At 62.2% G+C, this 23,092-nt stretch carries 24 protein-coding genes; 6 read left to right on the forward strand and 18 right to left on the reverse strand.

Going from position 1 to position 23,092, the window contains the following annotated elements:
- Positions 1–427 precede the first annotated feature (427 nt).
- From ACM1PE_RS14330 to ACM1PE_RS14365, 8 genes are all read right to left on the reverse strand, one after another.
- The gene (locus ACM1PE_RS14330) at positions 428–1,024 is read right to left on the reverse strand and encodes a S26 family signal peptidase (RefSeq protein ID WP_054666207.1); all 597 of its coding nucleotides are present in this window, start codon (positions 1,022–1,024) and stop codon (positions 428–430) included.
- Positions 1,021–1,554: a DUF2840 domain-containing protein gene (locus ACM1PE_RS14335; RefSeq protein ID WP_054666208.1), complete on the reverse strand. Its 534-nt coding sequence runs from the start codon at positions 1,552–1,554 to the stop codon at positions 1,021–1,023. Before ACM1PE_RS14335 ends, ACM1PE_RS14330 begins: the two co-directional genes overlap by 4 nt.
- The gene (locus ACM1PE_RS14340; protein ID WP_054668693.1) at positions 1,551–1,823 is read right to left on the reverse strand and encodes a hypothetical protein; all 273 of its coding nucleotides are present in this window, start codon (positions 1,821–1,823) and stop codon (positions 1,551–1,553) included. Before ACM1PE_RS14340 ends, ACM1PE_RS14335 begins: the two co-directional genes overlap by 4 nt.
- The gene (gene parA / locus ACM1PE_RS14345; RefSeq protein WP_054666209.1) at positions 1,820–2,458 is read right to left on the reverse strand and encodes a ParA family partition ATPase; all 639 of its coding nucleotides are present in this window, start codon (positions 2,456–2,458) and stop codon (positions 1,820–1,822) included. Before parA ends, ACM1PE_RS14340 begins: the two co-directional genes overlap by 4 nt.
- A gap of 253 nt (positions 2,459–2,711) precedes the next feature.
- The gene (locus tag ACM1PE_RS14350) at positions 2,712–3,569 is read right to left on the reverse strand and encodes a replication initiator protein A (protein ID WP_054666210.1); all 858 of its coding nucleotides are present in this window, start codon (positions 3,567–3,569) and stop codon (positions 2,712–2,714) included.
- Positions 3,570–3,595: 26 nt separating this feature from the next.
- Positions 3,596–3,877, reverse strand: coding sequence for a helix-turn-helix transcriptional regulator (locus ACM1PE_RS14355; protein ID WP_054668694.1), 282 nt, complete (start codon positions 3,875–3,877; stop codon positions 3,596–3,598).
- A gap of 83 nt (positions 3,878–3,960) precedes the next feature.
- Entirely contained in the window at positions 3,961–4,722 is a 762-nt protein-coding gene (locus ACM1PE_RS14360; protein ID WP_054666211.1) for a DUF2285 domain-containing protein, read from the reverse strand.
- 308 nt (positions 4,723–5,030) lie between these two features.
- Entirely contained in the window at positions 5,031–5,381 is a 351-nt protein-coding gene (locus ACM1PE_RS14365) for a DUF2958 domain-containing protein (RefSeq protein WP_054666214.1), read from the reverse strand.
- Positions 5,382–5,611: 230 nt separating this feature from the next.
- On the opposite strand from ACM1PE_RS14365, the gene ACM1PE_RS14370 reads away from it, so the two are divergent.
- From ACM1PE_RS14370 to ACM1PE_RS14380, 3 genes are read left to right on the forward strand one after another with little or no spacing between them, the layout of a single operon-like run.
- Positions 5,612–5,908 (forward strand): helix-turn-helix domain-containing protein, encoded by a 297-nt coding sequence (locus ACM1PE_RS14370; RefSeq protein ID WP_054668695.1) that lies wholly within the window; start codon positions 5,612–5,614, stop codon positions 5,906–5,908.
- 37 nt (positions 5,909–5,945) lie between these two features.
- The gene (locus ACM1PE_RS14375; RefSeq protein ID WP_082394029.1) at positions 5,946–7,634 is read left to right on the forward strand and encodes an AAA family ATPase; all 1,689 of its coding nucleotides are present in this window, start codon (positions 5,946–5,948) and stop codon (positions 7,632–7,634) included.
- A gap of 2 nt (positions 7,635–7,636) precedes the next feature.
- Entirely contained in the window at positions 7,637–8,512 is an 876-nt protein-coding gene (locus tag ACM1PE_RS14380; RefSeq protein WP_075806994.1) for a DNA adenine methylase, read from the forward strand.
- A 36-nt stretch (positions 8,513–8,548) separates the two neighbouring features.
- Here the strand turns inward: ACM1PE_RS14380 and ACM1PE_RS14385 are convergent, their stop codons facing one another.
- Positions 8,549–8,863 carry a DUF736 domain-containing protein gene (locus tag ACM1PE_RS14385; protein WP_054666217.1) on the reverse strand — a complete coding sequence of 105 codons (315 nt, stop codon included), beginning with the start codon at positions 8,861–8,863 and terminating at the stop codon, positions 8,549–8,551.
- An 822-nt stretch (positions 8,864–9,685) separates the two neighbouring features.
- Here ACM1PE_RS14385 and ACM1PE_RS14390 point away from each other — a divergent pair.
- The gene (locus ACM1PE_RS14390; protein ID WP_054666219.1) at positions 9,686–10,120 is read left to right on the forward strand and encodes a hypothetical protein; all 435 of its coding nucleotides are present in this window, start codon (positions 9,686–9,688) and stop codon (positions 10,118–10,120) included.
- Positions 10,121–10,502: 382 nt separating this feature from the next.
- Here ACM1PE_RS14390 and ACM1PE_RS14395 read toward each other — a convergent pair whose 3' ends face one another.
- The 3 genes from ACM1PE_RS14395 to ACM1PE_RS14405 all read right to left on the reverse strand — a co-directional run bounded on the left by ACM1PE_RS14395 (position 10,503) and on the right by ACM1PE_RS14405 (position 14,640).
- Positions 10,503–12,569, reverse strand: coding sequence for a ParB/RepB/Spo0J family partition protein (locus tag ACM1PE_RS14395; RefSeq protein ID WP_054666222.1), 2,067 nt, complete (start codon positions 12,567–12,569; stop codon positions 10,503–10,505).
- Between the two features lie 79 nt (positions 12,570–12,648).
- Entirely contained in the window at positions 12,649–13,476 is an 828-nt protein-coding gene (locus tag ACM1PE_RS14400) for a DUF932 domain-containing protein (RefSeq protein ID WP_054666224.1), read from the reverse strand.
- 771 nt (positions 13,477–14,247) lie between these two features.
- Positions 14,248–14,640 carry a hypothetical protein gene (locus tag ACM1PE_RS14405; protein WP_054666236.1) on the reverse strand — a complete coding sequence of 131 codons (393 nt, stop codon included), beginning with the start codon at positions 14,638–14,640 and terminating at the stop codon, positions 14,248–14,250.
- A 262-nt stretch (positions 14,641–14,902) separates the two neighbouring features.
- Between ACM1PE_RS14405 and ACM1PE_RS14410 the strand changes: the two genes are divergently transcribed.
- Positions 14,903–15,667, forward strand: a complete 765-nt coding sequence (locus ACM1PE_RS14410) for an abortive infection family protein (RefSeq protein WP_082394030.1) — start codon at positions 14,903–14,905, stop codon at positions 15,665–15,667.
- Between the two features lie 41 nt (positions 15,668–15,708).
- On the opposite strand, the gene radC is transcribed toward ACM1PE_RS14410, so the two are convergent.
- Complete coding sequence (gene radC, locus ACM1PE_RS14415) at positions 15,709–16,218, reverse strand: RadC family protein (RefSeq protein WP_054666238.1); 510 nt, start codon at positions 16,216–16,218, stop codon at positions 15,709–15,711.
- Positions 16,219–16,663: 445 nt separating this feature from the next.
- Between radC and ACM1PE_RS14420 the strand changes: the two genes are divergently transcribed.
- Positions 16,664–17,041: a helix-turn-helix transcriptional regulator gene (locus ACM1PE_RS14420; protein ID WP_082394032.1), complete on the forward strand. Its 378-nt coding sequence runs from the start codon at positions 16,664–16,666 to the stop codon at positions 17,039–17,041.
- A gap of 16 nt (positions 17,042–17,057) precedes the next feature.
- Here the strand turns inward: ACM1PE_RS14420 and ACM1PE_RS14425 are convergent, their stop codons facing one another.
- The 5 genes from ACM1PE_RS14425 to ACM1PE_RS14445 form a co-directional block, all read right to left on the reverse strand.
- Positions 17,058–17,582 carry a helix-turn-helix transcriptional regulator gene (locus ACM1PE_RS14425; protein WP_054666242.1) on the reverse strand — a complete coding sequence of 175 codons (525 nt, stop codon included), beginning with the start codon at positions 17,580–17,582 and terminating at the stop codon, positions 17,058–17,060.
- A 4-nt stretch (positions 17,583–17,586) separates the two neighbouring features.
- A complete protein-coding gene (locus tag ACM1PE_RS14430) occupies positions 17,587–17,862 on the reverse strand; it encodes a hypothetical protein (protein WP_082394034.1) in 276 nt (91 codons plus the stop codon).
- Positions 17,863–17,922: 60 nt separating this feature from the next.
- Positions 17,923–19,179, reverse strand: coding sequence for a tyrosine-type recombinase/integrase (locus tag ACM1PE_RS14435; RefSeq protein WP_054668696.1), 1,257 nt, complete (start codon positions 19,177–19,179; stop codon positions 17,923–17,925).
- 597 nt (positions 19,180–19,776) lie between these two features.
- The gene (locus ACM1PE_RS14440) at positions 19,777–21,102 is read right to left on the reverse strand and encodes a hypothetical protein (protein ID WP_151690315.1); all 1,326 of its coding nucleotides are present in this window, start codon (positions 21,100–21,102) and stop codon (positions 19,777–19,779) included.
- Positions 21,099–23,090, reverse strand: a complete 1,992-nt coding sequence (locus ACM1PE_RS14445; protein ID WP_192799397.1) for a UvrD-helicase domain-containing protein — start codon at positions 23,088–23,090, stop codon at positions 21,099–21,101. Before ACM1PE_RS14445 ends, ACM1PE_RS14440 begins: the two co-directional genes overlap by 4 nt.
- Positions 23,091–23,092 lie beyond the last annotated feature (2 nt).

Consider the following 23,092-nt stretch of genomic DNA (forward strand, 5'->3'; position numbering starts at 1 on the left):
TGGCGTGTCCGGGCGTGCGAAGCACGCGGACATGCTTGCATCGGCGCGGGCCTCGCGCCCCAAGCGGCACGGCGGCGAAACCGCTCCGTGCCGCGCCACCCCCACGTGCAGACTGGCTTTGCGGGCCGACAGGTGCCGCCCCCTTTTGTCTTGCCTTCCGCCTTTGCCCTTCGCTGTCGTTCCGGGTGTCGGCGGCCCGGCGGCGCTGTGCTGCTTGCAGCCAGCCCGTCGGCGAACGCGCCAATGGCCGCAGGCCGGGCGTGTTCAAGGCAAGACGCCTGCACGTTGGACGGCTGCGCCGGATGTTGCGCGAAGCGCGGCGCGGATGCGCTCGCGCTGCACGCGCGACGACACGGCGGCAGCAACCGGGACGACATGCCTGATGGCACGATGAGAGGCACGGCAACGTGCAGCAAATCGGCGGCCATCATGGGCGTGTCTCCAGCCAAACCGGATGCGCGACGCCGATCACGGCGGATGCGCTGACCGGCCCGAAATAGCGGCTGTCGAACGACGCCGGATTGGTGACACTCAACAGGAACAGTTCGCCCTCGGCCAGTGGCCGGCAATGCGGCCAGGATGGCAGCGGTCGGCCCAGCCGATCGGCAGGCAGCGCGGCGGCCGCAGGCACGCCGTCGATGCGTACCTGACCGGCGACGATGCAGACGTGTTGCGGCGCGACCGCGCCCACACGTTTGAGCAGCGGGATGTGCGATGGCAGGTAGCCGCGCTGCGCGGCGAGCGCGGCAGCGTCGGCAGGCAATCTGGTCAGGACGATGCTGCCCACGGACAAGGAACGTGGCAGCAAGGCGGCCCGATGGTCAAGCGGCTGCACGCGATACCAGCCGACCGGCACGCTGTCGGACGGGTTGTAGATCAGGCGCGGCAGCGGCTGCACGAACGCCGCCCAGGCCAGCGCAGCAAGGCCGACGGCGGCGAAGCCCGCCAGCACGATGCGAGCGCGCCAACGTGCGCGGGGCGAGCGAGGACGCGATGCGGTGCCGTCAGTGGAAACGGCGGTCATGGCAGTTCTTTCCCGATCAGCCATGCGGCGTGCCGCTCGGCGGTGTATTCGGGCAGCGGCAGGCGCGCAGCGAGTCGGTTGGCAAGCGTGCGCCAGTACGCGGGCGAGACGGCGACGGGCGCGATGCCCAGCGCCTCGATGGCGTCGATGCGTGCCAACACGCCGCGCACATGGTTTTCGCCCTCGGCGTGCAGCAGCAGGCGCGCGCCCGGCTGCACGCCAGGGATGCGCTGCGCCGCATCCAGCGGCGTGCAAGCCTGCATGACCATGAGCTGCCAGCGCACGGTGCCGTAGTCGTTGGCCTGCCAGCGGATACGGCACAACATGGCGCCCGGCAGGAACACCGCGCAGCGCCGCCAGCGGTCGAGCTGGTGCGTGCGCGCGGGTTCACCGAAGCGCAGGTAGATCTTGAAGCGCAGTTCGATGTAGGCCAGTGCCACGCGCGTCAGCGGCGCGCTGGCAGGCCGGCCGGAAGGTGCTGCGAGCGCAGCCGTGGCCGCGCCAGCGGCAGGCGAAGCGGATGCGGTCATGGGGTGTTCTCCCTGCGGTGTTCTGGAAACTCCCGCTCCAGCAGGCCGCGCAGCAGGTCGGCCACGGTCACGCCTTGCGTGAAAGCCGAAACCTTGATGTGCGCCCGCATCGCGGGCGTGATGTCGAGGGTCAGGCGGGCCGTGTAGAGGTCGCCTTTGTTCAGCGCATCGGCGTCGCCTTGGCGAATCCACGCCTCGGCCTGTGGATTCGCGGGCGGACGCGCGCCAATACCGACGCGCTTGGTGCGTGGTGCTGGCTTCGCTGTCATGCCGGCCACCGCAGCAGTTCGTCCACCAGCGCGGTGATTTCGCGCGCGGCAGCGCTATCCGGCGCCGTCTCGCGGGCGAGCCGGCCGGCGGCCACGCTGTCGGCGAATACGATGCGCTGACGAACCTCGGCGCGCAGCGCAGGCAGCGGCTGCTCGGCGAGCGCGCCGCGTGCCTCGCGTCCGATCACGGTGGTGCTGACGCGCCGATTGATGACGAAGGCTGCGGCGAGCAGCGGCCGAAACACCTGCGCCTCGCGGATCAGTGCCACCATCTCGGCGCTAGCCCACAGGTCGTAGGGGCTGGGCTGCACGGGAATCAGCACGCGCTCTGCCGCCAGCAGTGCGGAGCGCGCCAGCGCCGCGATGCGCGGCGGGCCGTCGATGACGACGTGATCGGCCCGCCTGGCGAGTTCTGGTGCTTCCTGATGCAGCGTTTCGCGTGCCAGTCCCACGGCGCTGAACAGCCGTGGCAAGCCTTGCTGGCTTCTGCGCTGCGTCCAGTCCAGCGATGAGCCTTGCGGGTCAGCATCCAGCAGAACGACGTGCTGGCCGCGCATCGCCAGCTCGCCAGCGATGTGGGTGGCGAGCGTGGTCTTGCCGACGCCGCCTTTCTGGTTGAGCAGAGCGACAATCATGGCGCGGCCCTCCGTGTTGGAAAGCCGGGCTTTTGCTGCTGCGCTTGTGGCCGCGTGGTGGTTATCCACCGCAGCGGCGTTTCCCTACTAAAAGTTAGAGAAATTAAGTTAGGGAAGTTAGAGGGCGCGCAAACCCAATGCTGGCGCGGGTTTTCGGCCGATCGGCACGCCTGATAGCACGATAGTCCCACGCCTGATAGCACGATACCCGGCACGCCTGATAGCACGACACCATTCACAGGCTCTCCCGGAGTTATCCCCGTGCCGTCTGCGGCACGGGCCGGAAGGTCAGCAATTCCGTTCCGTCGTCCGGCATCCGCTCGATTCCCAACACGTAGCCGGGCAGCGACTGCCGCGCGACGAGCGCGCGCAGGTCGCAGGCGAAGTCGTAAGGCTTCGCGGTGCTGCCCGATTTCTGGTGCAGATAGCGAAAGTCGAACTGCCAGCCGTATGCCTGCTTGCCGCCGTGCTTGCGCACCAGCCGGTATAGCCACCGCTCGATGCCGCCGGTCAGCCGAAAGTACAGAGGGTCGATCGTCAGCACCAGGGCGGCGTCGAGCACGCCGGCATAGAACCAGTCCGGCAGGATCAGCTCGATACCCAACGGCGTGCCGCTTTGATCGGCCAGCTCCTTCCATTCGTTGATCCACGAGAAGCGGTGTAGGCGTCGCCCGGTCGTCTCGCGGATGGACGTGGCCACGGTGGTCGATTGCAGGCGATCCAGCGCGGCCTTCAGGCGCTGGTAGTCGCGCAGCGACTTGCCGCGCCCGATGAAGCGCAGGATCTCGTAGGGCGTAGCGCGCATCAGCCGCGACGGGCGCAAGCCTGCGTCCTTCGCCTCCACGATCTGCGAGGCCGCCCATATCAGCACGTCCGCATCCCAAATCGTGGCGATGCCGTGCTCCTGCGTGCCTTCCACGCGGATCGTCACGTTGCCCGCACGGAAGTCGATGGGCTTGACCCGCTTGGACTTGCCGAGCGAGAAGAACGGATAGGCCATCAAATCCTGGCTGTCGCGCGGCGCCATGTCGCCGGGCAAGGCGCGGAACAGGTCGAGCTGTTCGCGCTCCTGCATCGGCCGCTGCCGGGACGGCAACGCGGTGCTGGACATGGCGATGGCCTGCCGCGCGCCGCCGATCAGCGCGCACGGCTGTCGGCCGAGTGGTGCTCGGCGTATTCGGGATCGGAAGTCGTCTCGAAGCTGCGGTCGGCGGCCCAGGCATCGAGGTCGGCCACGGCGTACATGACGCGCCGGCCGAACTTGCGAAAGCGAGGGCCGCCGCCGATCACGCGCTGCTTTTCCAGCGTGCGCGGCGACAGCCGCAGGTACTCGGCGGCTTCGTCGTTGGTGAGATAGCGTTGGGGCTGCGCAGCAGCGGTTGAGGCAGCGGCTGCAGGCCGCAAGGGAGCGGGACGCATGGTGTGAACCTCCATCGGTTGAAAGCGCCCGGCCACACAGCGCGACCGGATGGAGGCAGTCTCAAGAAGCGAGGGGTTTTCGATCAGGGCCGTTTTGCGTCCACATCAAAACGACCCTTCTCAAGCAGCGGAAGCTGTGCTAGGCGGCGATAGCCGCCGCGCATCAGCGCATCGCCGCGCCGCACCAGGCGGCGCACCTTCGAGCGCAGGCCGCCGTCGCTGTACCAGTCGGCCACAGCGTCGGCACCGAACAGTCCTTCGCCCACATCGCGCAAGGACGCGCCCGCCAGGGTCGCGTCGAGCGCCTGCAAGGTGTGCAGCTCCAACAGCGCGGAGGGTGTTGGCCTGGGCGTGGTGGCAGCGAAGGTCGCGCCGGGCGCATGACTGCGCACAGGCGCGGCAGTGCCGCCCCGCCGGGCATAGGCCACGGCCATGCCGTCTTCGAGGCCGGGCGCCAGCGCGAAGCGCAGGCAATGGCCGGGGCTGCGCGCGGTCAGCGCCAGACCTTTGCCGTCGTGGAGCAATTGCTTGTGGCCGGGGATGCGCCAGAACGCGAAGGCGGTGGCATCCTGCGGCGGATCAGCGTCGGGGTAGAGCTGCACCACGGCAGCATGACCAGGCAGCCAAGCTGGATGTGCGTCACGCGCATCCAGCATTGGATCTTCCAGCAGCCGCAAACCCCAGCGATGCGCGTCTCCAGGCCGGCGATGACGGCGCAGCCAGTCGAGCCGGTAGTCGGGATGCCTGCGCAGGTATTCCCAAGCGAGCGCGAGCGCATCCAGCCAAAAGACATACAGGTATGCGGCAGTGGGATACCAATGCGCGAGGTGGTGAGGATTGACCATGACGCCTCCTCCTGCGAACAGGACTCGCCGCCACGGAAGAACTACGCGCTACATTGCCCTCGTCGGAACGTCATGGGTTAAAAAGGCGGATGGGGCTGTCAAGACCGATTGGCTCCGATGTGTTGCGGTATTCGTCTCAATGCTGCGGCGGCAGCGCCCCGACCGGGGATGCTGCACAAGCCAGCCTGCCGCAGCCCGCGCCACGCATCATGGCTATTTGGATCAGACTGGTGCGGCTACGCCGCAAGAATCCCGATTGAGACTTACCCGGTATGACACCAGACTGAAAAAGTCACAGTAGGCCGCATTCAGTCCGGGATCGCTCCGTCGCGCTCGGCCAGCCGGGTGTACTCCGACAGCGTGCGCGTGGGGCGGAAATGGAGGTCGCGCATCACGGGCTGCTGGCGCGGCCCGACGATGCTGGCCAGATCGGACAGCTTGACGGTGCCCTGCGTCGGCATGCCGATCCCCAGGTCGATGAGGCCCCAGGCGGTGTCACCATCGGCGGGATCGAGTGCGGCCAGCAGCCAGGTCACATGCGCGTCCGGCGTGAACAGCCGCACCACGGGCACCAGGTCGATGGCCTGGCCAGCGGCGCGGACCTCGCCGTTGGCGAGCAGTTGCGCGCGTTCCGGGGCGGTGGTGAGCGGCTGCGGCATGGTCGGCAATCCCACAAATCCAATGGTGCACGAACGCGGTTCCACGTCGAAGCGCAGAACCGCGAAACCGGATTTGCGCCTTCGTGCGCAAGCACGGATGCGGTTCCGTGGCTCTACAGGAACCCGCCGATACGGATTTCCGTAAAAGCACAGGCATTGAATGAACACTATAGATTGTAGCTCTATAGGATGCAATGGGGTGTCATCTTGGTATTTGTGGGGAACCCAAGGTGGCAACAACTTACTCGCTGGCGAAGGCATTGAAGACGGTCAGGAAGGCGCGCGGCTTGAGCCAGGAAGCGTTCTCTGACGTGTCTAGCCGCACCTACATGAGTACCCTGGAGCGCGACCTGAAAAGCCCGACCTTGCACAAGCTGGCCGAACTGTGCGAAGTGATGAAGATCCACCCGCTCACGTTGCTGACCTTGGCGTACGCCGGCGACAGCGAACAGAAAGCCGATCACCTTTTAATGTTAGTTCGACAGGAACTCAAAGAATTGGCTGTGGATGATTCCGGCCAAAGATAGGTTTCTTCAAGGGACTTAAAAACAAACTCCGCACACCATGCCTAAGACTCAACTAAAAAAGCTAACAATCGAGAAATTCCGCGCATTGAACGATGTGGCGGTTGAGTTCGGCGATTACATCACTGTTGTTTGCGGGAAAAATGGCACATCAAAGTCCTCGATACTGGGCATAGCTGCGCAAATTTTTAGCTTTGAAAAAGATTACGTCAAGGATGAGTCCCTTGCATTCCGGCAGATTGCAGGAGGGATGTTCAAGTCTCAATACAGTGACCATTTCAGGATATCCGAAAAGTTTGATGTCCCCGGCTCCATGTCCGTGAACATTGATTTGCTTGATGGATATACAAATCAGGCTGCGACCGCCAAACTTGAGCTGATGAAAAGAGGGAAGTCACCCAGGCCTGTGGTTAGGAATAATAGTACAGCGGCCGGAAGCAGCAACACGAGCAGGAATTTTACTCATCCGGTGATTTTTCTTAGCTTGAAGCGTCTTTACCCTATCGCGGCCAGAGACTACAAGCTAGGCGACTTTGATTATCTAGAGCAACACAAGAAAGATTTCATTGCGCTAACGAACGAACTTCTCAATCGCAACGCATCGCTTGCAACAGGGACTGATGGAACAATCAGTTCTGCGGTGGCGCACGGGGAGAACTACGACCAAGACTCTGTTTCGGCGGGTGAGGACAATGCAGGCCAGATCATATTGGCCTTGATGTCTTTCAGAAAGCTGAAGGAAGATTATGCTGACTATAAAGGCGGTTTGCTTTTAATCGACGAGGCTGATGCTGGGCTATTTCCGACTGCACAAGTAAATCTACTGAAGATGCTTGATCGCGAGTGCAAGAACTTGGATCTTCAAGTTGTCATGACTTCGCATTCGCCAGTTCTGATTGAGTATGCATATGAGCAAAGTCGCCAGTTCAGAAGAAAGTACAAGACCATTTATTTGAGCAACACCTATGGCAATGTCCAGGTGATGCAAGACTGGTCATGGGCGCAGATTAGTGCAGACATCAACACAAAGACCATCGATACATCGTCTGGAGTTTCACTGCCTCGCATCAATATCTATTTCGAAGATAAAGAGGCTGAAGACTTTTTTGCAACTTTGCTGTACAGGCAGCCAATAAAGAAGTTCACAAACCCGATGTCGGAAGTGTCACTCGGATGCTCCAACTATCTTCAGTTGATCCAGAAGAAAATCCCTGAGTTCTCGGAAAGAAGCATCGTCTGTCTGGATGCAGATCAAGGCTCTCAAGTTACAGGGAAGAGCTATAAGACAGTGACTCTCTTGCCCGGGCATCTCCCGCCTGACCAACTTGTATTCGAGCACTTGTACAATCTCCCTGCCGCCCATCCATTTTGGAAAAATGACTTGCAGTTCACAAGAGATGTTTTCACCAATGCAGCTCGCGAGGTTTTGAACGAGTTTTCAATCAACGGGGATTCTGTTGAGGTGAAGGAGCGGGTGGCTGCATACACTGGAACCAAGAAGCCGAGAGAGGTTTTTAAGCGTTTTTATAAGAGTGTCGAATTTCAGAAATTGCTCACCTCTGGAGCCAAGCCCTACAATCCTTGGAAGCATTGGGCAGATAACAATCCAGTGCTTATTAACGAATTCTTGGAAAATTTCAAGACGGCTGTTCACGGTGTGATGAGCATAGGGTATGCTGTGGACGTCACCAAGTTGGCCGCCTTGGAAGTTAAGCCAAGAAAGGTATAACGATGTTCTCAAACAGACTGTATAGCCCTCTGCGCTACCCTGGCGGGAAGGCGCCATTTGCTCCATTCATTGCAAAAATAATGGAAACGAATGGTGTCACGGGAGGGCATTACTTGGAGCCATACGCTGGCGGGGCAGGCGTTGCACTTGATCTACTCTTTCATGGGCACGCAAGTCATATCCATATCAACGATGCTGATCCTGCCGTATACGCTTTTTGGGTTGCTGTAACAAAGCATTCAACTGAGCTTCTTGATTTACTCGAATCCACCCCTATTACCATTGAAGAATGGTTTAGATGGCGAACCATTTTGCGCGAAGATTGCGTTGCCAGCCTAGTCGAGAAAGGATTTGCGACTTTATTCATGAATCGGACGAATCGATCTGGAATTCTCAAGGCAGGCGTCATTGGCGGAAAGAGTCAGAACGGGAACTACAAGCTGGATGCTAGATTTAAGAAGGACGTTGTTGCTTCACGCATTCGTGAAATCGCCCGGCGACAGAGTGACATATCGGTGTATCGTGAAGATTCATTGCGCCTTCTGAATCGCTGCTCGGATTTTCTGCCAAAACAATCTCTGATATACCTCGACCCCCCATACTACGTTAAGGGAAAGGGGTTGTATCGAAATTACTACGAGCATGATGACCACGCGGCCATTGCCAAAGTCATTCAACAGAAGAAGTTCAAATGGCCTTGGGTTGTGTCTTATGACAACGCGGAAGAAATTTGTGCCATGTATCGCATGAGCCAATCGTTGAGCTATGGTCTGAACTACACCGCACAAAGACGATATGTTGGTAATGAGGTAATGTTCTTCAGTCAGAACTTGACAGTGCCTGATGAAGCCATTCCTCAAACTAGGGCCGTGAGCTAAAAACGCCCCGCCGCAATGGGTGGGGCGCTGCGGCGGTCACGCCGCCTGGGGCTTGCTGCGCGACCAGATCAGGTCGTGCGTGCCGTCCTCGCCTTCGATCAGGCGGGCATAGACCGTTGCCGGGAACGAAGGATCGTCGAGGGTCACGGACAGGTACTCCCGGCCGGCCTCGCTGGTCTTCTTCCACGCCGCGCCGATGTCGTGGCTGGCGGCCTGAACGCGGAAGTCCGGGGCTTTCTCGCTGTCCCCCTTGTCGTTGGGAACCAGCTTGACCTTGACGTTGAGCGTCAGGGTGCGCAGCGTGCCGGTGAAGCCGTCTTTGTCTGCGGTGAAGGTGCCGATGTTGGCCATGATGTTTTCTCCTTTCGGTTGAACAAGGTTCGCGCCCATCGCGTCCTTGTTGTGATCCGGCCGGCGGGGGACGGGCGGGCTGCACCGCTTGCGGTCGAAACGCAGTGGAGAACCGGAAGGCGAAAAGAATTTGGCCCGCGAGGAATGCGCGCAGCGCAGGGAAAATTGTTTTCGCCGCACGGTTGCAGCCATGAAGCCCGAGGCACAGCCGTGCCACCGCCAGGATTCACAACGAGACAAGGACGCCTTGGGCCGAACCGCTCCGAAAGGAGATGGGGCCGGCTCGGCATCCCCGTATGAAGGTTTCTCCGGCTCGCCCGCTGACGCGGGCCAGGTCAACCACCCGACGACAGGCGAGAACGCCTCCGCCACACCTTGCGGTGCCGGTCTTGAGGCGTGGCGTGGAAGCTCCATAGCGATGCCGGGCGGGTTGTCCGTGAACCGTCCTTCGTGACGTGATGGGCGAGAACCGCCAGCGTTGAGGACGGCACGCATCTGCACAACCTGCCGCAGCAGGCTCCAGCGTGTTCGCCATCGCCCCGTCCATTGCGGCGGGGCGCTGGCCGGGCCGATCCGGCGCAGCCGGTTCGGCAGTGCCGAGGGGCGCCAAGCTGCGCGCGGCGGGGATAGCCCGCAGGGTTTTCCCCTGGAGGCAAGCGAAGCGCGCAGCGCCGCAGGCGCGAAGGCGTGAGGGATTGAAGCCGAATGGCCGTGACAGCGAAGTCGGCACGGGGTGCAGCCCGAAAGCCCGGCGGCGCCGTGCGCCGACACGCCCTACCATGACGAGTACGAACAGCGAAGTCCATACCCAAGGAAGCACCGATGAAAGAAAAGCGCATCCATGAGTTCTTCAAGCGATACCAGGACTTCTTCCGCCAAGGATTGAAGAACGAAGCGGACATGGAGCAAGTCGCCTCGTCCTACGCCACTGCCTTCATCGCGGCCTCACCGGCCGGGGTCATGACGGGCCAGAACGACGGGCAACTGAAACAGGTCATGCGCCAAGGATTCGAGCGTTACCGCCAGCTCGGCACGAAGGACATGACGCTGCGCGGCGTTCGCATCAACCCCATCGACGAACATCACTGCGTCGCGCACGTCGCCTGGACGGCGACCTATGACCGGGGCGAGGCCCCGGGCGTGTCCATCGACTTCGACGTCCACTACCTCGTGTTGCAGCTTGACGACGAACCCAAGATATTCGGCTGGGTGTCAGGTGATGAACAGGCGCTGCTGAGGCAGCACGGCATCGTCTGATGCCGCCGCCGGGAAGGCGGCGGCGTTCTGATTCGGCTGTTGGCCTTGAACACCGGGCGCGGCCACTGCCGCGCCCGGATTTGCGTTTTACCGCGCCCAGGACGGAACGGCCTGGGCGCGGTGCTGATCACGGTTATTCCTTCGTCTCGATGAACCACCACACGGCACGCAGCAAGGCGCGGCCCGTGATGGGATGAATGTCGGTGAGATTGGCGCGGGCCGACCAGCCCGAGGGCGGGCGGTAGCCGCGCACGTCGCCTTCGCCGTGCCAGCGGCGGGCGCGTACCGTGCCGGGGGCGGCTGGTGGTGGTGCGGGTCATGGGGGCTTTTCCTTCCAGCAAAGCGCCCCGATCGAGGCCGGGGCGCTTGCCTTCGGCACGGGTCAAGCGGCCAGCGCCTCGGCGGGTTCATCCGTCATTGCCACGGTATCTTCCGGGGCGTCCTGCTCCGGGTCTGCCTCCTGCGCGGCATCCTGCAGGCCTGCGGCCTTGAAGATGGCGGGCATCCAGCCCGTACCATCGGCCAGCCACTCGGCTTCGCTGGCAATGTCGGCCTTCTTCAGCTTCGCCAGCCGGGTGACGGATTCCGGTGCAAACGCGCCCACGGCATCCAGAATCACGGCCTTGGAAACATGCTTGAAGTAGCCTTCTGCGGTCGGCTTCCACCATGCGGCCATGTCGAGGCCCACGGCCTGCGCCAGTTCCGCGCCAGGCTGGTGCAGCGTGGCGCGAGGCGTCACCACGTTCACCGTGGAAGCCACGCACACGGCCAGCAGCCGCACCAGCTCGTCTTGCGACTTCGCCAGCAGCGCGGCGAACAGTTCGGCGCTGTCCTCCGGCAAGGCAACACCTGCCACCTGTTGCAGTTCGCGCAGCGCCACGGCGGCGGGCGATTCCGGCCAGTCCGGGGCCAAGCCTTCCAGCCGATCTTGCACTTTCAGGCTCACGCCCAGCGGCAAGTCGTGGCCGTAGTGGCTTTCCTGCAAGACGGTCTGCACCATGCCATGCACCAGCGCGGCCAGCGCAACATGCGGATGCCGGGCGACTTCGATTTGCAGCGCCGCCGTGCGGTGGGCGCTCAAGCGCTGCGCCAGCCGGTCGGACAGACTCGCGGCCTTGGGCGCGTCGTCGGCGTCCTCGCCTTCGTCGTTGGTGGCTTCGCCTTCCACGCTGCCGAAACCGCGCCGCAGCTTGTCCAGCGTGCGCAGTGCCTTGGCCTCGGCTTCGCGCAGCAGGCCGCGGTGAATGACGGCCTCGCCGCTGCGGTCGATGGTGACGATGGCACCGGCCACGTCGCGCACTTCGGGCGCGTAGCCCTGCAAGGCATCCTCCGCGTCTTGCAGTTCCCCGGCCACCTGCTCGCGCCGCTGTTCCAGCTTCTCGGCCTCGGCCTCGTCCTCGCTGCTTTCACCTTGGCAAGCTTCTTCCAGTTCGGCGTCGATCTTTTCGAGGCGGGTTTCCAGCGAGGCGATGCGGCGGGCCTCGCGGGTGGTCGGCTCGCGGCGGTGGCGCGGGGCGTTTTGGAACGCCTGCCGTTCCTCGTAGGCCAGATGCGGCACGGCCTCCACCCATGCCCAGCCTTCGGCGCGCACGTCCTCAGCCAGTGTTGCCAGCTTGTCGCGCACCAGCGTTTCCAGCACTGCGGTATCGGTGAGGTAGGTTCCGGCATCGCCTTCCGCGAACAGGTCGCGGCGGATGCCGCCGCCTGCCTGCTGGTAGGTGTCCAGCCCGACGAAGCGCACCAGCGCGTGCGTGGCGTCGATTTCGCGCTCGGTCAGGCGCTCGCGCAAGTGCGAGGGATGGCGCTGCCACTGCGGTGCATCGTAGAACGCGGCTTCCTGCGCCGCGTGGTCGTCGGTGATGGCAAGGGCCATCAACTGGTCAAGGCTCACGGCATCGGCGCGATAGTCGGCCATCAGGCGCGGGGAGACATTCGCCAGCTTCAAGCGGCGCTGCACCACCAGCGGCGTGACACTGAAATCCGCTGCAATGTCCTCGATGGGACGGCCTTCGGCCACCAGTGCCGCAAAGGCTTCAAACTGGTCTGCGGGGTGCATGGCTTCGCGCTGTACGTTCTCGGTGAGGCTGGCCGTCCGGGCCGTGCCATCGGCCACCTGCAGGCAAGGCACCTCCCATTCCTTGCTGATGCGGTGCTTCTTCGCCAGCAGCTTGAGCGCTGCAAGGCGGCGGCCACCGGCGACCACCTCGTAATGCTCGCCATCGGCGGATGCAATCACGATCAGGTTTTGCAGCAGGCCCACGCGCTGGATGCTCGCGGCCAGTTCGGGGATGGACATGCGCGGGGTCTTGCGCACGTTGCGGCCGGTGGGGCGCAGCACCAGCCGCGACAGCGGAACCAGAATCAGGTTCTTGGTCGGGTCGGCGGCTTCCAGCGGGACAGCGGCGGTGGTATTGACGGCGCGGGCTTCGGTTTGGGTCATGGCGTTCATGGTGATAACTCCTATCGGTTCAGGGATGCAGCAGCGAGAAAGACGGCAAGGGCTGCTGCCTGCCCCTGCCGTGGGGGAATCAGGCTTTCAACTGGCGCAGGCCATCGGCCAGCAGCCACAGGGCGCGGTTCAGGCGTACATCGGAATCAATGCCCTGCACGGGGCGGGTGCGCTGGCGGCGTCCGTTGGCGCTGCGGCCATGCAATCCGCCCTTGGTCAAGTTCTCCTGTGCGCGGTTGAACACGCTCCACAGGTCGGGGCGGCGGTCGTCAAACCGGCGCGGCATCAGGATTTGCGACTCGGTGACGGGCGCGGACTTATTCGGGTCGTCGTACTTGAGGGCCAATGCGGCACGGGCGAATACTTCGGCCTCGCCATCGTCGAGCGTGACGGCCCGCATTGCTTCGCGGTTTTCCTTCACGCGCTCGAAGCCGCTCAGCACTTGATAAGCGCCTTCGATGACGTGCCCGGCCACATCGCCTTTGTGGGGTACGCGCACGTCCGCCACGGTGTCGCCGCAGACAAGGCCATTGCTGCACACGAAGCGGAACATGCCGGCCAGCATCTGATAGCTGCTCGTGCCATCGTGCGAGTTCAGCAGCACGATTTCATTGGCTTCCGCGCCGTTGATCTGGCTGGCATGGCGCAGGCGCAGCATGTGTTTCGTATGCTCGCGCTTGCCTTCATCGCGCACGCGGGTCTGCGTCGCCATGAAGGGTTGAAACCCCTCCTTGCGAAGCTCGGTCAGCACGGCGGCGGTGGGGATGTAGCTGTACCGCTCGGAACGGCTTTCGTGCGGTGCGTCCGCGAAGATGGATGGAGCCACCCTGCGAATCTGGTCATCGGACAGCGGGTAGTCGCTGCGCAGTGCCGGGGAGTGGGAAGCGAAACGGGATGCGAGTTGCATGGTCTTTCTCCTGACGAAAAGGGTTTGCTGTTCAAACCGCACACCGGATTCCTAGATTCGGAGCCCAGCCTTTCGGCTGTTCGGTGCGGTCGGCACGAGGAACCCGGTTGGCCCTGTTGCCACCGTCTTTCCTGAGTTCATCGCCCGCGACGGTCAGGAGCGCGCGGACGAGGACCGTCAAGGAGGCAAGCGCAGGGTTGGTGCGGCCCGCAGGCGCAGCCGAGGACACGGCCCTGCGCGCCTTGACGGCACACGGCCGCGGGCTACAGTCGCGGACAAGGTGATGAAGTCAGGGGAGACGGCTGGACAAGGCAACGGCCGCCTCTATGTGCCGACCGCACGGCAAGCGAAGCGCGCAGGCCCGGATCTGGAAGCCGGGCCGGAGGCGTCAGCCGAGCAGCGCGAGGGAACGATGGAAGCCCGAATGGGGCGAGACGCCGCAGGCGGCTCGATGCGCAGCACGACAGCGCGACCGGCCATGTTTCTAGGCCAGGGACGCCCGGACTTCAAGGCTCGATGCACAAGCTCATGCGCCAGTCATCGGGAAACAGGTTCGACAGCGACTGCCGTGGTCTGGCCGAGCCGGCGCAGCCGGTTCGGCAGTCCTTGAGGGGCGCCAAGCATTGCGCGGCGGGGATAGCCCGCAGGGCTTTCCCCTGGAGGCAAGCGAAGCGCGCAGCGCACTAGGCGCGAAAGCATCGGTACCGGGCGCAGCAGAAAAAAAGTGCGCCGCTCCCGCAGAGACGACGCACCCGAGGCAGCGCGGCGCGATCAGTTCGCCGCCGGCGCAGTCATCGACTGCAACTGGTCGATCACGCCAGGCTCAACAAACACGCAAGCCTGCTCGGCCGCGATCGGCACGTTGAACACCTGCGCAAACACCGTGCGCCGCAGATGAGCCAATCGGCCCGTCCGGTACGCCTGCTCGGGCTTCATGTGCCCACCGGCCTGCAAGTCGCTGCGCTGTGGATCGCATTCGACCAGCGCGACAAAACCATCGTCGGCCAGCTTCTGATGATCGGGGCACAGGCCCCAGCCGGTCGCCGTGTGGCGCTCCATGCTCGCGCGCAGGCGCTTGTCCAGCAGGATGGCGCCGGTATCGAACGCCGTGCCGCAAACAAGGCAAACATGCTGTTCGAGGGAAACGTGTGATTTGTCGTTCATGACTGTTCTCCAGTTGCGCGGGCGGAATTGCCCGGAACCGTCGCAGTCACGGCGCAGCGCAGCAGTCAGGGGTCGGAGACGGCCACGGGCCGCAAGCGTGCTGGCACGCGCCGCCCTTGAAGGCGAGAACGCCGTGATACGGTGAAGGGACACAGCAAGACCGCCTCCCCTCACACCATCCACGCACTGGCTTTTCGGCAAGCGGAGCGCGTAGGCCAGAAGCTGCTAGCAGTAAACTGAGCAGCACTCGGACAGGAGCCGAATGGAGGGTGATCTAAAGATGGCTAATGAGCTTTCGATACAGGCGGAAGCCTTGCAAAATCTATTGATCTCTCAAGCCACTGGCGGGAGCGAAGATGATGCGGAGTTCGTTCGCCTGAGGCAGGCTCTGCTTTCCAATACAGCCTTGGATTCACTGGTTCCCCAGTTTCTCCGAACCTGCCGCAGCCTTGCCCAGTTTTGGCAGTTCATCAAGTACAAGTACAAGACTTACGCCGAACGCCGAAACTGTCTGTGGAGCGAATTTCGTCCGATATTGGATGCCCTGGAGCGTGGCGGACTGGCACCTTCTGATTCCTCAGTAACCACGGCCTTGGAGAAGTTCGATGCCGCCCACGTGCAAGCAGCATGGTCGAAGGCATTGGATCGACGATCATCCGACCCAGAAGGTGCAATCACCTCGGCGCGGACACTGATCGAATCAGTATGCAAACACATCTTGGACGAGGCCAAGGTCAGCTATGACGATACGGCCGACCTTCCCAAGCTATACAAGCAGACAGCAGAAATACTCAAGCTGGCACCTTCTCAGCATACAGAGCAAATCTTCAAACAGATCCTCGGTGGCTGCACGTCGGTGGTTGAAGGTCTTGGCTCTCTTCGCAACAGGTTGAGCGATGCTCATGGCAAAGGGCGGATCGGCATCAAGCCTGCACCCCGTCATGCTGAATTGGCCGTCAATCTTTCCGGCACACTGGCGAATTACCTCTTGGCGACGTGGGAAGCACGCAACGAGGCTGCGACCTAATATCCTCGGACGCAGCAAAAAGGGGGCCGAAGCCCCCTCGGTCAAACCAGGCCGCGTTCGGCAAATGACGTGATGCTGCTGCCCGCCACGATGATGTGATCCAACGTGCGAACATCCACCAGCGCCAACGCCTCCTTGAGCCGCTGGGTCAGTACCTCGTCGGCTCTGCTCGGCTCTGGATTGCCGCTCGGATGGTTGTGCGAAACGATGACCGCCGCCGCATTGAGCCGCAGCGCCTGCTTGACCAGCTCGCGCGGATACACCGATGCGCTGTCGATGGTGCCGTGGAACATCTCGGCGTATTCGATCAGGCGATGCTGTGTATCGAGGAAAAGCACGGCGAACACCTCATGCTCGAAGCCAGCCAGCTTGGCGCGCAGGTACTCCTTGACCGCCGCCGGCGAACTGAACGACGCACCGCGCTGCATCTTGTGCTCGATGGCCTGGCGCGCGGCCTCCAGAATCTGGTCGGCCGTCGCCAGCAGGTAGCGGCCTTGTGCATCGCGCACCATCAGCGAGGCATTGAACGAGGAAAAGGACAGTTGCGACATGATCGTGCTCCGGTTGCTCGGGCGGAATTGCCCGGAACCGTGGCCAGCACGGCGCAGCGCAAGCAGTCAGGGGGCGCAGACGGCCGCCAGGACGCAAGCGCGCAAAAGCGCGTGCCGCCCTTGACGGCGAGAACGCCGTGATACGGTGAAGGGAACAGCAAGACCGCCCACACCCGCCCACTGCACACAGTCGGCTTTTGGGGCAAGCGGAGCGCGCAGGCCCGGATCAACAAGCCGGGCCGGAGGCGTCAGCCGAGCGAAGCGAGGGAACGATGGAAGCCCGAAGGGGCGAGACGCCGCAGGCGACTTGATGCGCAAGCACGACAGCGCGACGGCGGCACGCCGGGACGCAACATCGAAATACCACATCGAACCCGCTCCACTACGCCACAGCAAGTTGTCCCGATAGGTATTGAACTTCACCATGTCTCCATGCAGCAGAACCATGGAGTCCGAGGTGGAACAGCTATCGCAAGCCCCCAATACCGCCGGCACCGATGTCGGCCTCCCCTTGCCAGGCACGGATGCCTACGAGGCTTTGCCGCAATTTCCAAAGCGCAGTGTCCTTCCCTTCCGTCGCACCATTCGCCGGCAGGAACTGCGGCAGATCGTTCCCCTCGCCGAAACGACGATCTACGAAATGGAGCGTCGCGGTGAGTTCCCACGTCGCTTCAACCTGACGCCACGCTGCGTCGTATGGGACTTGGCAGAAGTGGAAGCCTGGGTCGAAGAACGAAAGCAGGCTCCGCGCGCCGGCGTGTCGAAACCGGATGTCCACCTACGAAAAACCCGCCCTGTCCGGGCGGGTTCGAGCAAGGCATAAGGCCAAGCAGCGGCACTCATCCAATCAAAGCCTCCAGTGCCTTCGATGCCGAGCGCGGCAATCGCCGCCCCTCCTTCGCCACGTTGACCTGCAAGGCCACCCGCGCCACCTCAAACACGTCCTTGGCCAGCGAGTAGCTGCCTTTGGCCTGCAACCACGCCAATACGTCTGCCAAATGCCAGATCGACGCGCTGCCCTCATGCACCGGCGCCGGAAAGCTGCCCGGATGCGCCAGCATCAGCTTGCGCATGTTCTGCCGCGACACGCCCACAATGTCGGCCACGTCAGTCAGACCCACCAGATCCGGCGCTACTTCGATCAATCGCGCGGTCGGCGCGGCGCAGCGCACATCGGCCAGCGCGCTACGCACGGCCTCGTCCGCATCCGCAGCCTCGCGGGTGAACTCCAGCGCCAATCGACCCGGCTGCCCGATGCCGACCAAGGCATCGTCGCAGCCGGCTTCGCCCAGGCGCTCCACCAGTGCATCGGCGTCGCGGTCATCGTCCGTGAGCTGGTATTTCAGAGTGAAGGTGTATTCCATCGCGCTACTCCTTGGCACCATCATCAGCGTCGCGCTGCGACCGGTGCGTGGTGCAGTTGTCCACGACGCGCCGCAAGGCGCGCGCGTGGTTGCCGGGATTTTTCGGCGTGCTCCATACGCTGGTGATGCAGAACTCGCCGCAGCGACATTCTTCATCGTTGTAAGGGCAATACATCCGCCCCCAAGCGTGGCTGCCGCCGACTTCGACGCGCCAGCCCTGCCCTTCGGCGTGCCTGAGAGCTTCCTCAACATCTTTCTTCGGATGAGGGGAACGAGCCATCAATAATCTTCAGTATGGGGATGAATGGCTTAGTTGTCAAGTGACAACCAAGCCACTGTTTCAGGCTATCGCGCTCAACGCCGGCACCACTACGTTCGCCGGTAACAGCTTCGGCACGTAGGTCTGCCCACCGCCCCAGGCATCGACTAGGTTGGCCCACTCTTGCAGCATGTGGCGCCGCTGCTCGGCGTACTCGGCCTTGTTGTAAACCGAGCGCGAGGAACGCCCGTCCTCGTGCGCCAGGCACTTCTCGATCCAGTCGCGGTTGAAGCCGATTTCGTTCAACAGCGTCGAGCCGGTGCGGCGCAGGTCATGGACGGTGAAGGGTTGCAGCGGCAGCCCCTTGGTCTTTGCCGCCTCCACCACGAGCCCCGTGACGCGATTCAAAGTGGCGTTGGACATGCACCGCTCTGCGTCATAGCGAGACGGAAAAACGAACCTTGATCCCGCCGCGCAGGCGTGCAACGTCACGAAGATGTCGAGCGTCTGGCGCGATAGATAGACCACGTGCGGGTTGCGCCCCTTCATCCGCTGCTTAGGAATCGTCCAGGTCTTGCTCTCGAAATCGACCTCATCCCAGGTGGCGTGGATCAGTTCGCTCTTGCGTACCAACGTCAGCAGGATCAAGCGCAGCGCCAGCTTGATGGTCGGATAGGTCGCCACCGATTCCATCTGCTGCATGAACAACCGAATCTCCAGCGGCGACAAGGCGCGATCTTTCGGCACAAAGGTGGCGATCGAGGCCGCGCCCACGCTGTCGGCGGGGTTGTCCACCTTCTCACCGTGGGCGATGGCGTAGATGTAGACCTGCTTCACGATGTCCCGAATCTGTACCGCCGTGGCCGGCGCCCCACGCTCCTTGACCTTGTTGCACAAGGCCCGCAGGTCTTCGGCCTGGATTTCGGTCAGCAGGCGATTCTGGAAGACCGGCAGGATGTCCCGGTCGATGATGTGCTTGCGCATGGCGCGGGTGCTGTCAGCCAGCCTTGCGTTGGCCAGCCACGTCTCCATCGCCGCGCCGAAGGTCTTGATGGCGACCATCCGGCGTTTCTCACGCTGCTTTTCCAGCGCGGGCGAGACACCCTTGAGAACGGCTTTGCGCGCGTCCAGCAGCAGTTCGCGCGCCATTGCCAGCGAGATGCCACCAGGGCCATAGCGTCCGAGGGTCAGCGTCTCGCGGCGGCCGTGGAGCCGGTAGTCGTAGCGGAACGTGATCGTTCCGCCAGGCGATACCGTCACATACATCCCGTCTCGGTCAGAAGCCTTATAAATCTTGGACTTAGGTTTGAAATTGCGTAGTGCAGCGTCGGTCAGCATCGAGGTTTCCTCCGGCATGTGACGGATTTACCGTCAGGTTTTACCGTCAGGGACCTGGAGACCTGCTGATGCCCGGAAAGCCCCATGAAACAAGCTTTCCCGAGAAGGCTTTTACCGTCAAAGACGGTAAAAGTCTGAATAGTGAACGAGAGTGTCTTAATCCAGCCTCGATTTTTACCGTCAGCTCTACCGTCAACTTTTTCTGCTGGCCGGCGATAGCCACCGATAGCTGTCGTGACGTATTTCTTTCTAAATCAACACGTTATATCAGTTCTTCGATAGCTGGCGATAGTCCCTGAAGGACCTGATTTCACTCCCACTCAATTGCTTATAACACAGTCAAATCATTGATTTAACTGTGTTTTTTCTTGTCCGCAGCATCAAAAGCCGACCCATAGGCCGTCAAAAACTTACGGTGTTGATTTTAAAGGGAAATTCCCCTGAAAATTTTTTTGCGTGGCTTCGGTATCTATCGAGGTCGATCGCCTCTTGAGACCCGTTTTCGACCGCACGGATAGCTCTCACTGCGAACCAAGAAAGTACCGTCGCGAAGCTCATATCACGGTACGCTCTGCGATGCGATCCGCCACAGCAGTGTCATCCAAGCGCCATCCCTTCATCCGGCGACCAGACAACTACGTCACGCGGCCGCCCACGGAAGGGCTCTCCCAAGAGCGCCAAGCCGTCGCGGAAAAGCGCATAGTGGTAAGGCTCGTCGGCCTCGGCCACGGCAGCGCGATCTCCTGCGGAGAGCGCAAACCCCGTTGGTTCGACGGTTGGAAGCCTCATCGTCGCTGGCGGCCCCACGCCTCGGCCGCGGATCGCATTGCTCAGTGTGTTCAGGAATTCAGCCCCCGCCTTCTCCTCGATCGCGAACGAGCCGAAATCAGAACGAGGATGACCTGGTCGCGAAAACCGTGTGCGCTGTGCAAATCGCCACCAACCGTGGTGATCGAAGAAATCATCGATCCACCATGGAGGGCCTTCTGGTCGCGAAAGCCACGGCGTCGCCGCCAGATAGGTTCGACCGGCATAGTCAAATCGAAGAAGCGGAACATCGGTTCGCTCCGGAGGAGCGGAATCCGGAAAACGGAGCCAGTCGATCCAATTTGTCACATCCGGCGCGCCCATCAGCAGAAAGTTAGACCGATGAGTCGCCAACGCCATCGACGCAGGCGTAGCTTCGGGTGCCTCGTCAGCATGAACGACATCCGTGGATGCGGTCCGTTTTCGCGGCTTGGAGATCCGCGTCTCCGATACGGCCAGGAAGCTCCCGGCTGTCGTCGGCTTTGACCCGAATGCAATCGAATAGCCGTGGATTACCTTTCCGAACGGCGACGGCTTCGCGACAAAGGGCTTTACCTGCTTGATGTACTTTTTCTTCGCCGAGTTCGCTATTTTCGCTGCGCTCGCATCTTTGGCGAACGAGCCGTGCGCCTCGGCAAGCACAACACCGTGGCCGGACGCGTTGCCGCCTTCGTAGATGAAATCCGCATGGGGATCGAGCGACGACGACAGGCACGCCGCGTTCGCTCGCCATGCGTAGCCGAGAGCGTCCATGTAGAGGTGGGCAATGCCAGCGCCGACCTTGGCCGCAAATTGAGACCCGGCAGTATCCGCGAGAAATTTGAAATGAGATTCGAGCGCAAACGCCGATCCATCCTGGAGCAGCGTCTGCAGTTCGATCAGAGCACTTTGCTGCAACCCGTCGAGCAAGGCGACGGGCGCATCATCCCAGGTCGTTGCAGTCCTCGCGATCGCGGCCGCCAACGCCATCGGGTTGAAAGATAGACTCGACTGGGCCGGCGGCGCCACGAAATGCGGAGAGACCGGGTTTGGTACGTGACCGTGTTTCGTATGCTTCGTCAAACCAATCAGCTTGGTCGACGTTCCCAGCCCCGAGGTCGACACGAGCCCGCTCATTCCTTCAACTCCGTAGCCTGGGCTACAAGGTCGACGAGTTTCCACCCTTGATCCGTGGCAGGCCCCATCAGCGCCGTTGCTTCAGATTTGCGCAACGCCAGGCCAAGCAATTCCCGCGGTCGAGTCACACCCACGAAGACGTTGGTCGCGGCGGTGAGTCCCACCCCCGTAAATGGCTGGTCGGTAACGCCGAATGCACGGGGAAGCACTGTGGTAAGATCGATGCACTGCTCGCCTGCGCTGCTGCCTTTCCATACCTCGCTCTCGACGACGAGAATTCCGTCCACACTCTTTCCCTTGACCGAGTGGATCGATCCCAGCCGCAGTGTGAGCTCGTCGAACCGCACCTGCTTCGTGGAGCGGCGTTCAGGGTCGGTAAGGTCGGCCTTTTGCTCGGCGACGAACCCACAAAATGCGGCGATATCGTCCTCAGCACCGTCAGGATGCGGGGCGAAGAGAGGCAGCAATAGTTCCGTGAACGCTTGCCATGCTCCCTGATCCCACACGGCATCGCCGGCAAGCACATAGTCCCGTAAAACTCGCCGTACAGCGCGCGGCAACGCGAGGTCGCGACGCGATAGTGCCGCCCACACATTATGCGCGGTAATCGGACGTTCATTTGCCGCTTTCCACCCATGGGCGCGCGCCAAACCGGAAATGCCGACCGCGAGCATCTCGCCAACCTCAGCGGGAGGGCGTGCTGCGGCATGGTGTACCGCAGCCTTCCGAAGCTGCCGGCAAAGGAGGTTGGCCTTCCCGCGAGAACCACCCTCGCTGCGATATGCCGGATGATAGTCGACGAGACTCTTCGGCTGCCACGCTCCCTTCTTGGCGGGCAGATTATGACGCGATGCGACCGCCCAGACGTCGCGCCTACTGCAATCGTCGCCCCACAGCGCGCGCGCTTCTTCGGCGAAGGCTTCCAGAACCCCGCCGATCGTACCCTCGTCGAACAGAAACATCACCCGCGACGCGGGCCGTATGCCCAAGCCCACAATCGTCTGAGCCTGGCGCGCCGTCAGCCGGCTTGCAAAACCGGCGATCTCCCCACCGAACCTGCGGCTCGTGTCGAGAGGGATACAACCGGGCCCCGGTGTCCAATAGGCTGGCGCCGTTCCATCGTCCTCATAGAGCGTTTGATTGCTGTCCCCGAGGCGTTGGAACGCCGCCCCGTCTTGCTTGAAGACATGCTCCAGCAACCGAAGTTGTTCGCCATGGGTGTCCTGTGCCTCATCAAGAATGACGAGCGGGAAGCGATCGCGAAGCCGCTCGGCAAGAGCCGGGTTTTCACGGAGCGCACGCCACGCGAGCGCGGTCATGTCAGCGTATCGATAGAGCCCGCTCTTGACCATCGAAGCCTTGAGCTGGGCCAATGCTTTCCCGCAAGGCGTGTCGACGCCGTGCTGCCCCTTACGCCGGCGCACCGCTAACGATGAAGGGGATATCGCAGCGTCGGTGAAGGCGGGATCGAGAACCAGGTTAGCTATCCAATCCTCAAGCCCTCGCTTCAGCTTGAGTTTCGGATTCTTGGCGAGACTGTCGAGTACACCCCAGTTTGGATAACGTCGCAGCGCCTCGGCCGCGAAGGCATCGTCGTCAATTTGCCGCACGCTCCAACCCAGGCCCCGAAGATAGGGCAAGGCAAGATATTGGTTGATGAAGGCCGTGACCGTGCCGGTAAAATGAGGATAAGCCGTTAGCCGTGCTGCGGTCGGGTGGCGGGCGATCAGGTCTTCGACCTCCGTCCGTGCGGCATTGGTATGTGAGATCACGCAGACGCCTCGCCTGCGGGTCAACCAGTTACGCGAAAGCAGCGCGAGCTTCGCCGCCAGCAGCGTCGTCTTACCATTGCCGGGCGCAGCCTGGACGTCACATGGGGTGGCCTTCGCCAGAAAGTCGGCCTGGCTCGGGTCAGTAAAATCGCAACCGCCCAGCTCGGCGCCAAGTTCAGCAAGCAGTTCGGGTGTGAGCGGCAGGATCTCGAACATGA

This window comes from Achromobacter sp. PD1 (assembly GCF_048541815.1).
Taxonomy (GTDB): domain Bacteria; phylum Pseudomonadota; class Gammaproteobacteria; order Burkholderiales; family Burkholderiaceae_B; genus Achromobacter; species Achromobacter bronchisepticus_A.